Here is a 14344-nt window from a genome sequence, read left to right as displayed (position 1 = left end):
TACACCGCGTCGCGGGCGTCCCGTTCGGTCCGTTGGTCAGCGCCAACCAATGATCGAGCTCGACACCGCTGCGGCCGTGAACTGGGCGAGCGGGAGCCGGATCGTGGCCTCGGTGCCACCGCCGGGCCGGGCGGCGAGCGTGACGGTCCCGGCGTGTTGCTGCGCGACCATCGCCACGATGGACAGCCCGAGGCCGGAACCCGCGATACCGCGCTCGAGCGCGTTGGACCCGCGGTAGAACGGCTCCACCGCCCGGGCGAGCTCGTCCTCCGGAATGCCGATGCCGGTGTCGGCGACGGTCAGCCGCGCGCTCCCGATCGGACCGCCGGTGTCCCGGTCCAGCGTGATCGTGATCGACCCGCCCGCCGGGGTGAACACGATGGCGTTGTGCACCAGGGCGGTGAGCGCGCGCTCGAGCTGCCGGGATTCGGCGAGGACCGTCGCCGGGTCCTTCTCCTCGAACCGGACCTCGATCCGCGCCTCGGCGGCGATGGGCCCGGTCTCCGTGACGACTTTCGCGACGACGTCGCTGAGGTCGACGGGCGGGCGATCGGTGAGGTTGCCCGCCGGTCCGATGCCGGAGATCGTCAGCAGGTCGAGAACGAGTTCGTGCAGGCGGGCCGTGTTGCGTTCGACGACCCGGATGGCGTTCAGCTGGTCTTCGGTGAGGCCGCCGAAGTCGCCGACCGAGAGCAGCTCGAGGTAGCCGAGGATGCTCGCGAGCGGGGTCCGAAGCTCGTGGGACGCAGTCGCGATGAACAGTTGTTTTTCGCTCTCGAGCCGACGTTGGTCGGCCATCAGCTGGGCGTTCTCCACCATGCGGCTCAGGTCGGCGGCCACCGAGGAGAGCAGGTCGAGCTCGCCGGGCGTCCAGGTGCGTGGGCCGGCGCTGTCCATCACCATGAGCGCGCCGCACGGCTTCCGGGCGACCGAGATGCGGGTGGCGACCAGGGCGCGGACGTCCGCTTCCTCGGTGAGGGTGCGGGCGGCCCGGGCGCGGGGGGTGTCGCCGTAGAGGATCGGGTCGCCGCGCAGGTTCGTGTGGGCGTCCGGGGTGCCGAGCGGTTCGGTGCTGCGCGGGTCGGGTGGCAGGAGCGGGAGCTCCTCCGACACCGGTTCGAGGCCTTCGCGGTGCCACTGGGCGACGAGTGGCGTTCCGGCGGTGACTCGGACGAACACCCGGTCGACGGAGAGTGCGACGCCCACGCGCTGGACGACGTCCGCGAGCGCGGCTTCGGGGCCCTTGGCGCTCGGTACCTCGCCGTTCGGGTCGGCGAGCCGGCGGACCAGGCGCCGCGCCTCCTCGACCGACACTGCCTGCTCACACCCGGCGATGACGGTGTTCGCGGCCGCGTACACGTGCGGGCCGTCCAGGGGTGCGCGGGCCGCGAGGTCGCCGGCGGCGGCGCGGTGCAGGACGTCGCCCACGGCGTCGAGCGGTTGGGCGATCTCGCGGCTCAGGCGCGTGCCGATCAGGCCGACGAGGATCGCTCCGCCGAGCGAGAAGACCCCGCCGTCCAGCGCTCCTGAGGCGAACTCCACTGCGGCCGCGAGCAGCAGGAAGACGATCACAATCGCGAAGCCGAAGCGCATCCGCGTGGCCGCCGACCGCACGGGCCCAGCCCCTCTCCGTCGCCAGTTATGCCCCTTATGCGAGGTTATACCCCGTCGATCGCCACTCGAACGCGCGGGCGCGCGCAGCGCGGGAAACGCGGGCGCGCGCAGCGCGGGAAACGCGGGCGCGCGGAGGCGCGGGAGGCGCGGGCACGCGCCAGCGCGGGAAGCGCGGGCGTGGGAGGCGTGTAGTGCGTGTGGAAGGGCGTTAGGGGCGGGCGGCGGATCGGAGGGCTCGGTAGAGGAGGCCTGGGTCGCCCAGGCGGCGGCGGAGGGCGCGTTCGAGGCCGGCGATCGGGAAGAGGTTCTGCGGGGCGCGCGAGTCCTTGAACTCGACGGACGCGTACCGGCAGAGCGTCTCCTGGCTCAGGTTCGCCAGCGCGACCGCGTCAGCAGCGGTCAGGTCGGCCGCGCACTCGACGCGGACGACACCCGCCCACGGCGCCCCGACCCCACCGGGCAGCCGGAGGTACCAGGCGTACCGGTCCCAGCTGGTACCCATCCGGAACACCGGCGACCGATGCGCCGCCTCCAGCCGCGCGATCACCCCGTTGAGATGCGCGGGCAGGTACTCCGCCTTGTGCGTCTTGATGAACCCGATCGCCCGCGGCAGGTGCTGACGTCCCTTGAGCGGCCCATCGATCACCAGCAGGTCGCTACCGGTCGCCGCCTCGGAAAGCCCGTCCCGCGCCTTGCGGGCAGCCTCCATCTCGACGTCCGCGAGCTGACTCTGCACCCCGAGGCTCAGCGCGTCGGCGTCGTCGCGCCGCACCTTGTACAGGGCATACGTGCCCACCGAGGTACTGACCGGCGCAGCGTCCTCGGCAGCAGTGAACACACCCCGGCGAACCTGGACGGTCGGCACCGTCGCCCCGGAGTCCGTGCAGCAGACCACCCCGGCCGCGTACGAGGCACAGATCGCCAGCGAAGCCGCGTTCTCGCTGTGCACCCAGAGCTGCGCGTCGATGCGCCGGACCCCGTCGACGAACAGCACCGCGGACGGCGCGACGACCGGCCGCGGCTCGATCGGCTTCCAGTCGGTCTGCGGCCGCTCGACCTCGAGATCCAGCTGGGCCGAGGACTTCGTGCGCGCCGCGTCGTCCTCGGTGCTGGTGCCGTACCCGGGATCCCAGGCGTCGACGGAGAACTTCATTGCATCACCTTCGTCACCACGGACGTGCGCTGGTCGCGGCTGACCTCGAACCGTACCGGCACCCGCTCCGCGAGCGCCGCCACGTGCGTGACCAGCCCGACCATGCGGTCACCACCGGCGGCCAGGTTCTCGAGCGTCGCCGCGACCACCTCGAGCGTCGCCTCGTCGAGGGTGCCGAAGCCCTCGTCGAGGAAGATCGAGTCGAGCCGGGCGGCGCCGGACGCCGCCATCGTCGACAGGTGCGTGGAGAGTGCGAGCGCCAGGGCAAGGCTCGCCTGGAACGTTTCGCCGCCGGAGAGCGTCTTGACCGGCCGCCTGCTGTCGGCGTCGGCCCGGTCGACGACGACGAACTCGCCGGCCTCGTGCGTGAGCGCGAACTGACCGCCGGACAACTCGCTCAGAGTGGCGGACGCCTCGGTGACGAGCAGGCCCAGCGCGGACGCGACCAGCCAGCGCGGGAACGCGTCCGAGCGGAGCAGCTGGCCGAGCTGCCGCGCCACCTGCTGGGCGGTCTCGGCGGCGTCGCGCCGCTCGACCAGCTCGGCGGACTCCTTCCGCCGCTCGGCGATGCGCGCCTCCGCGGCCCGCGCCTCCGCGAGCGCCCGCGCCACCGCCGGCGGCGCGGTTTCGGCCAGCGGCCGCCCGCCCGGCGCCGGCGCCCCCCGATCGGCCGCCCCGGCCCCACCGTCGGGGCCGTCGGCGATGGCCGCACCTGACGCGCGGCCCGGCTCGACGCGCGCGCTAGGCCCGCGGCCGGCTTCGGCGGCCGTGCCCGCGGAAGGCGGGAGGGGGATGTCGAGGTCGGTGAAGAGGTCGCGGAGGGACTGTTCGTGGACGGAGAGGGTGTGGTCGGCGGTGTCGACGGCGGTTCGGGCCTCGACCAGCTGGTCGGTGCGCTCGGCTGCGGCGGTGGCCGCCCACTCGGCGAACGCGCGCCACCCACCGACGGGGTCGTCCGACGGGATCGCGGGAGCACCCAGTGGCACCAGCGGTTCGCGGACCGCGGTGAGCCCACGAACGGTCGTCGCGACCTGCTCGTACGCCACTTTCTCGGTGCGCTGAGCGGTGGTCAGCGCGCCCCGGGCGGTGCGCAGCCGCTCGTCGGCCTCCCGGGCCCGGGCGTCGAGCGCATCGAGCTCCGCGAGGGACGCGGCCAGCGCCGCCGCGTCAGGGGCGTCGCCGAGCTGCGTGGTGAGCGTCTCGGCGGTGCGGTCGGCAGCGGCGAGTTCGGCTGCTGCGCGCTGCTCGGCGCGGCTGGCCTCGGTGTGCGCGCGACGGGCGTCGGCAAGGTGCTGTTGGGCTTGGGAGAGGGTCGTCTCCGCCGCGGCGAGCGTCTTCGCTGCTTTTTTCTCGTTCGTGGCCGCGGCGGCGAGCGCCGTGGTGCGCTCCGCGGCGGCGGACGACGCCCAGGTCGCCAGCGCGGCCCAGCCGGCCGCGACGTCCTCCACGAGACCGGCCGGGGCGCCGAGCGCGGCCATCGCATCGCGGGTCTCGCGCAGCGCGGAGCGGATGCCGCTGGACTCCGCGTCGACCTTGGCCGCATCGCGGTCGGCGTCGGCGCGGGCCGTGCGGGCGGCCACGAGTTCGAGGTCCGCGGCCCGGGCGGCGGTGTCGAGCGCGTCGCGCGCGGTGAGCCAGCGCTCGAGGTCGGCGAGCGAGAGGATCTCGACCGCGCCGGCTCCCGCGCCGTGGACCGTGGTGCGCAGGCTCTCCTCGCCGAGCACGGCCTGGAGGCGCGCGATCGTCTGGTCGGCATCGGCGAGGGCCGTCTCGGCGGCGCGGAGAACGGCCGCGGCCGTCGACCGTTCAGTCGACGCCTGGTCCGCGGCGTGCTGGGCCTCGGCGATGAGCCGGTCGGCGTCGGCGGTGCCGGCCTGGTCGTCCAACGGCGGCGGGAGCGTGAGAACGGACTGCTCGCAGACCGGGCACGGCTCCCCCGCCACCAGGTGCGGACGCAACACGGCCGCGGTGCGGGCCCGCGCGTCGGACTCGCGTGCCGCGCGGGCCTGCTCGAGGGCCGTGCGTGCGTCGTCGACGGCACGCTCGGCGTCGGCGAGACGAGCCGCACCCTCGGTGGTGCGCTCGACCAGGGCCGGGCGGCCGGACACCGCGGCGTCGAGTTCGCGCCGGGCCCGCCGCGCCTCCTCCACCGGGCCGCGGGGAGGGGAACCGCTCACCGCCGCCCGGGCCGCTGAATCCGCGGCCTCCGCCTCGGTCAGCGCCGCGGCCGCCCGGGACGCCGCCTCGCGCGCGGCGCGCAGCCGTGCGTCGAGTTCGTTCAGGCCCGGCGGTACCCGCACCGCGGCGAGCCGATCGCGTTCGGCCGTGAGCCGGGCGACGGTGTCGCGGGCGGCGTCGGCCCCGGCGGTGGCCTCGAGCTGCGTGGTGCGCGCCTGTTCGACGGCCTGGTCAGCGGCCACGACCCGCGCTTCTGCGTCGCCCAAGGATTGAACGGCGACGGATTGACGCTCGACCAGCACCGGCCGGCCGGCCTCCAGCGCCACCAGCTCGGCGCGGGCGCGCCGGGCCTGTTCCAGCGGTCCGCGGGCAGGCGCGGCGGCGACCGCGGCACGGGCGTCCGAGTCGGCTTTCTCGGCCTCGGCCAGAGCGTCCTTGGCCTGCGTGGCGGTGTCCTGGGCGGCGCGGAACCTCGCATCCAGCTCGCCGAGCCCTTCCGGCACCTCGACCGCGGTGAGCCACTCCCGTTCGGTGGAGAGCCGGGCCACGGTGTGCCGGGCGGTGTGGGCCTCGGCGGCCGCGGACGCGAGGACCGGCAGTGCGGTGGCGACCCGGTTCTCGGCGTCGACCAGTGCGACGACCCTGTCGTTCGCGGCCTCGTGCGCCTCCTCCGTGGCGTCGCCGTAGCGCAGTAGCTGTTCACCGAGCAGGTCGGCGTTCTGCTTCTCGCGGGCGGCCTCGGTGTTGGCGGCCTTGGCGATCTGGTCGTAGACCTCCAGCCCGAGCAGCTTGACCAGGATCTTCTGCCGGTCGCCGGCGCGAGCGTGCAGGAACTCCGCGAAGTCGCCCTGCGGTAGGACGACGCACGTGCAGAAGTGCTCGAACGTGAGCCCGAGCAGGGTCTCCACCGCCGGGGTGGCTTCCTTGTCGGCCGCGACCAGTTCGGTGTCGTCCTCGAGGTCGCCGAGCGTGGTCGGGTCGGCAAGGTGCTCCAGCCGGACGTTCTTCACGGTGACCGCGCCGGACGCCGCCCGGCGCAGCTCGCGCACGACCACATAACGCTCGGGCCCGACGTCGAACACCAGCCGGACCGTGCCGCGGCTGGCGGTGGGCGCGAGCGCCAGCGAGACCTTCCGCTTGTCGTCCCAGCGCGGCACGCTGCCGAACAGCGCGAACGTGATCGCGTCGATCACCGTGGACTTGCCCGCGCCGGTGGCGCCGACCAGCGCGAAGTAGTCGGCTTCGGCGAAATCGACGGTGGTGGGCTCGCGGAACGAGCCGAATCCGTCCATCGCGAGGAGTACGGGGCGCATCGGTGACCTCCTCAGCCCGTGGTGACGTCGTCGTGCAGGCGGGTGAAGAGGCTCTGTACCCGTTCGTCGACGATTTTGCGTTCGGTAAGGAACTCGGCGAACAGCTCGGCGGGGCCGCTCTGCTCGTTGCGTTTGTCGGAACGCGTCGTCTGGAGCGGGGCTGCGAACTCCGGGTCGATGCGGACTTCGAGCGCACCCGGGAGGATGGCCTGCACCTCCTCGCGGAGGCCGGCGCGGGCCGGTTCGCGGACGACGACGCGCAGGTAGTCGTCGGCATGTTCTTCTGCTCTGTCGCCGAGTTCGGCGATCGTGCCGTGCAGGGTGCGGAGCCTCTTCGCGCTGGTGAGCGGGAGATCCGTGACGCGGGCCGGGGTGGACGGCGTGGCCTCGACCAGGCACACGGAGGGGAGGTTGTCCTGCTCTCCGAAGTCGACGGCGATCGGAGCTCCGGAGTAGACCACCGGGCACGCCGCCGGGAGCGTCTGCCGCCGGTGCAGGTGGCCCAGTGCGACGTAGTGTGCGTCGGCGGGGAATGCACCGGCCGGGACGTGGTACTCGAAGATCGACTGGGCGGCCCGCTCCCCGCCACCCATGGCGCCGCCGGTGACCGTGAGGTGGGCGGTGACGAGGTTGACCGCGTCGTCGCCGAAGCCCGAGGTGAGCGTGTTGAGCAGGTCACGCATCAACTGGTCGTAGCCGGCGCTGTTCTCGGCGGGCGTCTTCGCGACGAGCTCGGCGGCCTTGATCGCGTGCCGCTGCGAGAGGAACGGCAGCACCGCGATCTTGACCGGTTCGCCGGTGTGGGGGGCGGTGAAGCTCACGACGCCGCCGGTCTCGGCGGTGCGCACGGAGCCGACCATCGTGATGCCGGCGATGCCCATCAGCGGCCGGTAGGCGTCGAAGGTGCGGGGATGGTCGTGGTTGCCGGCGATCGCGATCACCTCGGCACCGGTCTTTCGCAGTGCCATCAACGCCTGGACGACGAGTTCCTGGGCCTCCGCGCTGGGAGCCGCGGAGTCGTACAGATCTCCGGCGACCACTACCGCGTCGACCTCGTGCGTACGGGCGAGAGCCACGATCTCGCGCAGGACCGCGCGCTGCTCGTCGAGGCGGTTACGGCCCTTGAGGACCTTGCCCACATGCCAGTCGGAGGTGTGCAGGAACTTCACGACTCTTCTCTCGCAGTCGGGGGACGACGTTGCAGGCGACGCTAGCCGACTCCTGTGACAGAACGCGGTTGGACGATCCCCGGAAAGTACTTGCCTACTGGGAAAGTGGCACGGTACTTTCCTGGTAGGCAAGTACTTTCGCCGACGAGGAGGCCGCGATGAGCACCGAGCCGATCGATCAGGCGTCAGCCCAGGCGGCGCTGGAGGTGGTCCGCACGCAGCAGAAGGCGGTCATCTCGGCGTCGATGGTGCCGGACGGGTTCTGGGCGACGATCGCGGCGCTGACCGTTCTGTATGCGGCCACGGTCGAGAGTTCCGTACCGGCATTACTCGTGATCGGAGTCATCGTCTTCGTGCTCGGGAATGCCGTAGCGGTGTTGTGGGTGGTCTTCCGCACCGGAATCCGGCAGCGGAAGGGTTCACTCGGGGCCGTGCACGTCGCGAGCATCGTCGTGCTGGTGCTCAGCGTGAACGCGATCGGCGCCGCGATCGCAATCGTGCTCGACCGCGCCGACGTGCCGTACGGGACGACGATCGCCGTCGGCATCGCGGGGGTGGTGATGGCGGTGACCGGGCCGATCCTCAGCCGGCGGCTACGGGACGCGGCGTTCCGTCGGGTGAACCGATGACGTCGGCCAAGTTCGACGGGCTGATCCATGCGCCGACCCGGCTCGGCATCGTCGCGCAGCTCGCCGCCGCGGACTGGGTCGTGTTCAAGTGGCTGCGCGACTCGCTCGAACTGTCGGATTCGGCGCTGTCCAAACAACTGACGACGCTGAGCGACGCGGGGTACGTGGAGATCCACAAGGCGTTCGTGGGGAAACGGCCACGCACCACCGTGCGGCTGAGCCCGGCTGGTCGGGAGGCGTTCGAGGGGCACGTGGCGGCGTTGGAGGAGATAGTGGCCCGCTCCCGCTCCGGCGCGCTCTGAGGAGCTGTCCACAGATTCTTGGCCTGTCCGAATTGGGGGCTCGGTGGGGGCCAGGGTTGGTCCGTGGACGAGTGGGAGGGACTGCTCCTGGAGCAGCACGGGGCGGTGACGCGTGAGCAGCTGTTCGCGCACGGGTTCAGCCGCGGGGAAATCGCAGCTCAGATCGCCGGCCGACGGTGGCAGCGCTCCATACCGGGCATCTACGTCGTGTTCAGCGGTCCGTTGCCCGTGATGACGCGACGCTGGGCGGCGGTGCTGCATGCCGGGCCGGGGGCCGCGTTGAGTCACACCACCGCGGGCATGGCGTGGGGGTTGATGCCCGAACGGCGCGAGCAGGCGCTGCACGTCACGATCCCGCGGCCGCGGAACGCACGGTCGCGGCGCGGGCTGGTGGTGCACCGGTCGCGTGTCCCGTTCGTGCCGGTGGGATCACCGCCCTGCACCGGTGTCGCCCGAACGGCCGTCGATCTCTGTGCCGGCGCGACGAGCCTCTCGGACCTGGCCTCCGTCCTCGGGCGGCTCGCGCAGCAGTTCCCGCAGGAGCTGGACGCAACCCGCGGGCTCGTGCTCGAGCGGCGCACGATGCCGCGCCGGGACGACTTTCTCGCCGTACTGGACGACGTCCGAGGCGGCGCGCATTCTGCGCTCGAATGGCACTTCCTGGTCGACGTCGAGCGGGCGCACGGGCTCCCGAGCGGCGAGCGTCAGCGGGCGGTGGCCGGCACGCGCCAGGACGTGTGTCACCGCAAATACCTGACGACGATCGAGCTCGACGGGCGGGCGGTGCACGGTCCTGTCGTTGCGAAGTGGCGGGACATGGTGCGGGACAACGCCTCGGGGTGCCGGCGGGAGATCACCCTGCGGTACGGGTGGCAGGACGTCCGGGAGCGGCCGTGTGAGGTTGCGGCGCAGGTCGCCGACACCCTCCGCGGTGGGGGCTGGGACGACTTCCCCACCCCCTGTAGCCCAGGCTGCCTGCTGGCACGCGCCGAGTGGCCCTACCCCAACGCCTCCTAGCGTTCCGAGCCCGCTCCAAGCGGTACGCCCGAGCGGTCCCACTCCGGCGTGCCCCAGCCCGCCGAACCGGGTCCGCCCCAAAGCGGTCCCTGAAGGGCGCGCCCGAACCCGCCGCAACGGGACCGCATCACCGCGCGCCCACCGGCCACCGCTACCCGCTCCTCGCGCCACGCCAGCCCGCCCCGCCCCGCGCCCCGCCCCGCCCCAGCGACGCCGCCCGAGCGGTCCCACAAGGTCGCACGCGAGCCCGCTCAAACGGGCCCGCTTCGCCAGGCCACCCCAGGCAACCCCCGGCAACCCCGGGCCACCGGAGCCCACTCATCGCGCCGCCCGAGCCCACCCTAAGTGGTCCCGTAACGGCGCGCCCCAGCCCGCCAGAACGGGACCGCTTCGCGGGGCACCCGGCCACCGGCGTTCACTCGCCGTTCCGCGCGAGCCCGCCACTGACCGGCCCCGACCGGCCCCATTAAGGCCTGCCCCAGCCCGCCGCAACGGGACCGCTCCGCAGCGGTCCCACAGGGGCGCCCCCCAGCCCACCCGAACGGGACCGCTTCGCCAAAGCGCCCACCCGCCACCGCCCCACACTCACCGCCCCATACTCACCGTCCCGCGCGAGCCCGCCACGGCCCGGCCCTAAGCGGTCCCGAAAGAGCGCGCCCCAGCCCACCCGAACGGGACCACTTCGCAGCAGCAGCAGCAGCGGGCGCCCCCACCCGCACCGCCCACCCTGCACACCCCCAGCAACCAGAGGGTGGGCGAGCAACCACCTACGGCGCGGCGGGACGACCCAACCCCCACCACCCACCACGAGACGCGGAAGCCGCCAACCCCCACCCGGCAGGCGTAATGAAAGTCAGAACGGAGCGTCGTCGGCAGGCGCGGACGGAAGGCGCTTGAACGGGTCGCGGCCACCGATGATCTCGCCGGTCACCGGGTTCACCCCCGGCGGTGGCCCCGCGACACCGAGTTCGCCGGCCTCGCTCGAACGGGTCGCCCACGCGGGGAACGGGAACTCGACGGCGAGCGGCACCGGGATCTCCGGCTGGGCGACGAACATCGTGCCGGGCTTCGCGAGCGTGACGCGCTGACGCTGACCGGGCGGCAGGAAGCCGTACTCGGGCCGCCCCGCTTCGGCCGGGTCGAGCCGCCCCACCACTTTGATCGAGCTGTTCGAGATGATGCGCCGCTCGACCTCGCTGGCGGTCTGCTGCGCACCGATCAGGATGATGCCGAGCGAGCGGCCACGCTCGGCGATGTCGAGCAGCACCTCTTTGATCGGGCTGGAGCCCTCGCGCGGCGCGTACTTGTTCAGCTCGTCGAGCATCGTGAACAGCAGACCGCCGGCGCCGGCTTCCTCCTTGCGCCGCGTCTCGGCGGCCAGCACGACACCGACCACGAACCGCTGGGCACGTTCGGGCAGATTGTGCAGGTCGACCACGGTGAGCTGCTGGTTCTCCGTGGACACCCGGCGCGTGGGCGCCTCCGGCAGATCTCCCCGGATCAGGGGCCGCAACGCCCGCAGCGACGACCGCAGCCGACGCAGGAACGCGTTCACCGTGCCGATGCCGGTGACCTGCCCCGCCCACGCCGAGCGGGTGTTGTCGTCGCTGAGTTTGTCGGAGATCAGGTCGACGAGCTGGTCGTACGTGCGCACCTGGCGTCCGTCGACGGCGATCGCCCCGTCGGTACCGGCCGGCACCGCATCCATGCGCAGGCGGGCCGCGACCTGGTGGACGACCATCGTGTACTGGTTGCGCTCGTCCTCGGCGTCGGCGAAGACGAACGGCAGCAGCTCGTCGCGGCAGAACTCGTGCAGCGTCCACCAGAACGCGTTGACGCCGGTGGCGCGCTCACGCACGTCGGGCCGGCCCGTCAGGTCACCGGGCAGCGGGGGCGCGAAGAAGCCCGTGGACGCGAACGGCTCGGCGGGCAGGCCCATGATCGCGTACTGCTGGCGGAGCGTCTCGTCGAGCTTGGTGTTCGTGTGGTCGAGGAACAGCAGATCCTCGCCCTTGACGCTGAAGATCAGCGCCTTGGTGTTGACCGCCTTGCGCCCGAGCACCCCGGACCGGAACAGGCCGTACAGCAGGAACAGCGCGAAGCTCGTCTTCGTGGCCACGCCGGAGACACCGGAGATCGAGATGTGCGCGCCGCGGGTGCCGTCGAGGAAGTCGAGGTTGACGTAGATCGGCGTGCCGTCACGGCCCAGGCCGACCGGGACCTTGCGCTCCATCCGGTCGAAGTAGAGCGCGATCGCGCGTTCCTCGCCGGTGGCGCGCCGCACGGGCTCACCGGGACGCGGCGGCACGTACACCTCGGGTTCGACCCGGGTGGTGGCGATCTCGGCGACCTCCTGGACCTGGGCCGGGAGGACGCCGTCGGCGATCAGGAACACGTCGGAGCTGTACTGCGCGCCCTCGTGCCGGGCCGTGACCTGGGTGACCACCCCGGCGGTGAGCACCGGACCGAGGCCCGGCACGTCCCGCACGGTCACGACGACGTCGTCGAGCTGCAGGTAGGCGTCGTCGCGCAGGGCCACGTGGAACTGCAACGGCGTGGCGTCCTCGGTGCCGAGCACCCGGCCCACCCACGGGAGCGTCCGCGGCTCGCTCGAAACCCTCTCCGGTGCAGCTGTCATGGGCCCGGACGCTACCTCACCGGTAGGACAGAACCGGATCAAGGAACAGCTCCGACGCCGGTACCGGTGGGGAGAACAGATATCCCTGTGCTTTCCGGTAGCCGAGCTCCTGCAGGCGCAACACCTGCTCCGGCGTTTCCACCCCCTCGGCGACGGTGTCGAGTGAAAGCCCTCGCGCGACCTGCGCCAGGAACTCCACGATCACCGCCCGATCGCCCGGTTCGGTGACCCCCTCGACGAACGACCGGTCGACCTTCAACACGTCCACCGGGCAGGTCAGCAGCAGTCCGAGCGACGACTGACCGGTCCCGAAGTCGTCCAGCGCCACCCGCACGCCCATCTCGCGCAGCAGGTACAGGGCGTCCACCGCCGGGCCGCCGCTGAACACCGCGGTCTCGGTGACTTCGAGCGTCAACGAGGAAGCCGGAAGCCCCGACGAAGCCAATGCGTCCGCCACGTCGGCCACGAACGAGGGATCGTCCAGCTGGCGGGGCGACACGTTCACGCACACGTAGACCCCGGGCCAGCGCACGGCCTGCCGGCACGCCTCCTGCAGCACCCACCGCCCCAGCGGCAGGATCAGCCCGCTCCGCTCCGCCACGGGGATGAACTGGTCGGGCGGGATCACGCCGCGCTCCGGATCGTGCCACCGCACCAGGGCCTCCACCCCGGTGATCCGCTGCGACGGCAGCGCCACGATCGGCTGGTAGAGCACCCGGAAGTCGCCCCGGCCGAGCCCGTCACGCAGCCCGGCGGCCAGCCGCGCCTGGTCGGCGGCGGGGGTGTCGAGCGCCGGCACGAACCGCGCCCAGCTACCGTCGCCACGGGCCTTCGCCGCGTACATCGCGACGTCGGCGCGGCGGATCAGCTCGCTCGACGACGCCCCCCTCCATCCCTCGGCCAGCCCGACACTCGCCCGGATGCGCAGTTCGTCACCCTCGATGCGCAGCGGCTCGGCGAGGGCCTCCAGAACCGCGTCCAGACGGTTGCCCACCGGGCCGTGCAACAGCACCGCGAACTCGTCGCCGCCGAGCCTGGCCACAGTGTCGTCGGGTCCGGTCGCGCCCGTGATGCGGGCTGCGGCGGAGACCAGCAGCGTGTCACCGACACCGTGACCCAGCCGGTCGTTGACCAGCTTGAAGTCGTCCAGGTCGATGAGCGCGACCGCGACGTCAGGGCCCGCCGCGGCATCGACCCGATCGACGAACAGCGTCCGGTTGGCCAGCCCGGTCAGCCCGTCGTGGCTGGCCTGGTGGCTCAGCTGGTTCTCCGACAGCAGCAGCTGGTCCAGCAGGCGGCCGTTCTCCCGAAAACTCAGCCACTGACGTGCACCGACCAGCGCGGTGAGCACCACGGCGCCGATCTTCACCAGTTGCTCCGACGAGCTGAGCAGCAACACGTCGGTGAGCGCGACCGCCACGTACGGCAGGAGGTACAGCGCCCGGAACCGCGCGGGACGTCGGCGAGGCTCCTCCACTGCCGAGTCCAGCGCCGCCAGCGCGACCCGCCGCTGACGCTCCACGGCGATGGTCAGGAACAGGAACGCGGCGGGGAACGCCAGGAACGACGAGTTCAGGTAGGGGCGCGTCGCCAGCAGCGGGGTGAGACCCGCGGTACTGGCCCCCGTCAGGGCGGCGACCGCGAGGTACTGCAGCGCACCCGGATCGACCTGCCGCACCCCGGCGAACGAGATCTTGAGCAGCACCAGAACACCGAGGAACCCCGCGACCACGATCGCGATCAGCGGCAGCGCCGACCCGGTGGTCTTCTCGAAGTCGACGGCCGTCCGCAGCGCGAAGTACCAGGTGAACAGCGTTCCACCGGCCAGTACCGTGCCCGCGTCCAGCGCGAACGTCACCCACGCGGTGCGCGACATCTGGCCGACCGGCAGCAACAGCAGCGCGATCAGGATCAGCACGAGACCCACGAGGAACCCGGCCGCGGACCGCAGCGACATGATCTGCGTGGACCCGCCCGGCGCGGACAGCGCGTCCGCCGCCTGGCTGATCCCGGCGATCCCGATGATGCCGACCGCCACCGACAGAACCCGCCAGAACCGCCGGGACGCGTCGCCCAGCGGGGTGGCGATCGCCAGCCGTGCGGAAGCCACGAGGCCCACGACGATCGTGGCGCCGGGCGCGATCCAGCCCACCCACGGCGGACCGATCGGCGCGTCCCAGGTCAGGGGGAAATACCCCACGCTGAGCACGACGCAGAGCAGCGCCACCCGGGTCAGCCGTCCCGGCCGCTCCGTCATCCGTACCCCTCCCGCAGTTCTCTGACGGACTATTCGACCGGCCCACTTCCGTTCCCAAGTGTTCTCTTCTCACC

9 protein-coding genes are annotated in these 14344 nt (G+C 72.4%); 3 read left to right on the top strand and 6 right to left on the bottom strand.

Annotated features, from left to right (window positions below; translation table 11 throughout):
* Positions 1-36: 36 nt before the first annotated feature.
* The 4 genes from ACGFY5_RS28385 to ACGFY5_RS28370 form a co-directional block, all read right to left on the bottom strand.
* Positions 37-1614 carry an ATP-binding protein gene (locus ACGFY5_RS28385; RefSeq protein ID WP_392724470.1) on the bottom strand — a complete coding sequence of 526 codons (1578 nt, stop codon included), beginning with the start codon at positions 1612-1614 and terminating at the stop codon, positions 37-39.
* A 208-nt stretch (positions 1615-1822) separates the two neighbouring features.
* Entirely contained in the window at positions 1823-2767 is a 945-nt protein-coding gene (locus ACGFY5_RS28380; protein ID WP_392724469.1) for a hypothetical protein, read from the bottom strand.
* On the bottom strand, positions 2764-6258 hold the full coding sequence (locus ACGFY5_RS28375; protein WP_392724467.1) for an AAA family ATPase: 3495 nt from the start codon (positions 6256-6258) through the stop codon (positions 2764-2766). Before ACGFY5_RS28375 ends, ACGFY5_RS28380 begins: the two co-directional genes overlap by 4 nt.
* Positions 6259-6269: 11 nt before the next feature.
* Complete coding sequence (locus ACGFY5_RS28370; RefSeq protein ID WP_392724465.1) at positions 6270-7427, bottom strand: exonuclease SbcCD subunit D; 1158 nt, start codon at positions 7425-7427, stop codon at positions 6270-6272.
* A gap of 158 nt (positions 7428-7585) precedes the next feature.
* On the opposite strand from ACGFY5_RS28370, the gene ACGFY5_RS28365 reads away from it, so the two are divergent.
* The 3 genes from ACGFY5_RS28365 (at position 7586) to ACGFY5_RS28355 (ending at position 9375) form a co-directional block, all read left to right on the top strand.
* Complete coding sequence (locus tag ACGFY5_RS28365) at positions 7586-8056, top strand: hypothetical protein (RefSeq protein ID WP_392724463.1); 471 nt, start codon at positions 7586-7588, stop codon at positions 8054-8056.
* On the top strand, positions 8053-8358 hold the full coding sequence (locus tag ACGFY5_RS28360) for a winged helix-turn-helix domain-containing protein (RefSeq protein WP_392724461.1): 306 nt from the start codon (positions 8053-8055) through the stop codon (positions 8356-8358). The genes ACGFY5_RS28365 and ACGFY5_RS28360 overlap by 4 nt, the downstream gene beginning before the upstream one ends.
* Before the next feature lie 63 nt (positions 8359-8421).
* Positions 8422-9375 carry a hypothetical protein gene (locus ACGFY5_RS28355; protein WP_392724460.1) on the top strand — a complete coding sequence of 318 codons (954 nt, stop codon included), beginning with the start codon at positions 8422-8424 and terminating at the stop codon, positions 9373-9375.
* Between the two features lie 853 nt (positions 9376-10228).
* On the opposite strand, the gene ACGFY5_RS28350 is transcribed toward ACGFY5_RS28355, so the two are convergent.
* Positions 10229-12013 (bottom strand): ATP-binding protein, encoded by a 1785-nt coding sequence (locus ACGFY5_RS28350; RefSeq protein WP_392724458.1) that lies wholly within the window; start codon positions 12011-12013, stop codon positions 10229-10231.
* A gap of 16 nt (positions 12014-12029) precedes the next feature.
* Positions 12030-14270: a putative bifunctional diguanylate cyclase/phosphodiesterase gene (locus ACGFY5_RS28345; protein WP_392724456.1), complete on the bottom strand. Its 2241-nt coding sequence runs from the start codon at positions 14268-14270 to the stop codon at positions 12030-12032.
* Positions 14271-14344: the final 74 nt, after the last annotated feature.

Source organism: Cryptosporangium sp. NPDC048952 (assembly GCF_043197895.1).
Classification (GTDB): Bacteria; Actinomycetota; Actinomycetes; order Mycobacteriales; family Cryptosporangiaceae; genus Cryptosporangium.
This window is presented reverse-complemented; position numbering and strand designations above follow the sequence as displayed.

Excerpts from the sequence above, each read along its gene's own strand:
- ACGFY5_RS28345 (WP_392724456.1), bottom strand. The coding sequence starts at position 14,270 with ATGACGGAGCGGCCGGGACGGCTGACCCGGGTGGCGCTGCTCTGCGTC.
- ACGFY5_RS28365 (WP_392724463.1), top strand. The coding sequence starts at position 7,586 with ATGAGCACCGAGCCGATCGATCAGGCGTCAGCCCAGGCGGCGCTGGAG.
- ACGFY5_RS28350 (WP_392724458.1), bottom strand. The coding sequence starts at position 12,013 with ATGACAGCTGCACCGGAGAGGGTTTCGAGCGAGCCGCGGACGCTCCCG.
- ACGFY5_RS28375 (WP_392724467.1), bottom strand. The coding sequence starts at position 6,258 with ATGCGCCCCGTACTCCTCGCGATGGACGGATTCGGCTCGTTCCGCGAG.
- ACGFY5_RS28360 (WP_392724461.1), top strand. The coding sequence starts at position 8,053 with ATGACGTCGGCCAAGTTCGACGGGCTGATCCATGCGCCGACCCGGCTC.
- ACGFY5_RS28380 (WP_392724469.1), bottom strand. The coding sequence starts at position 2,767 with ATGAAGTTCTCCGTCGACGCCTGGGATCCCGGGTACGGCACCAGCACC.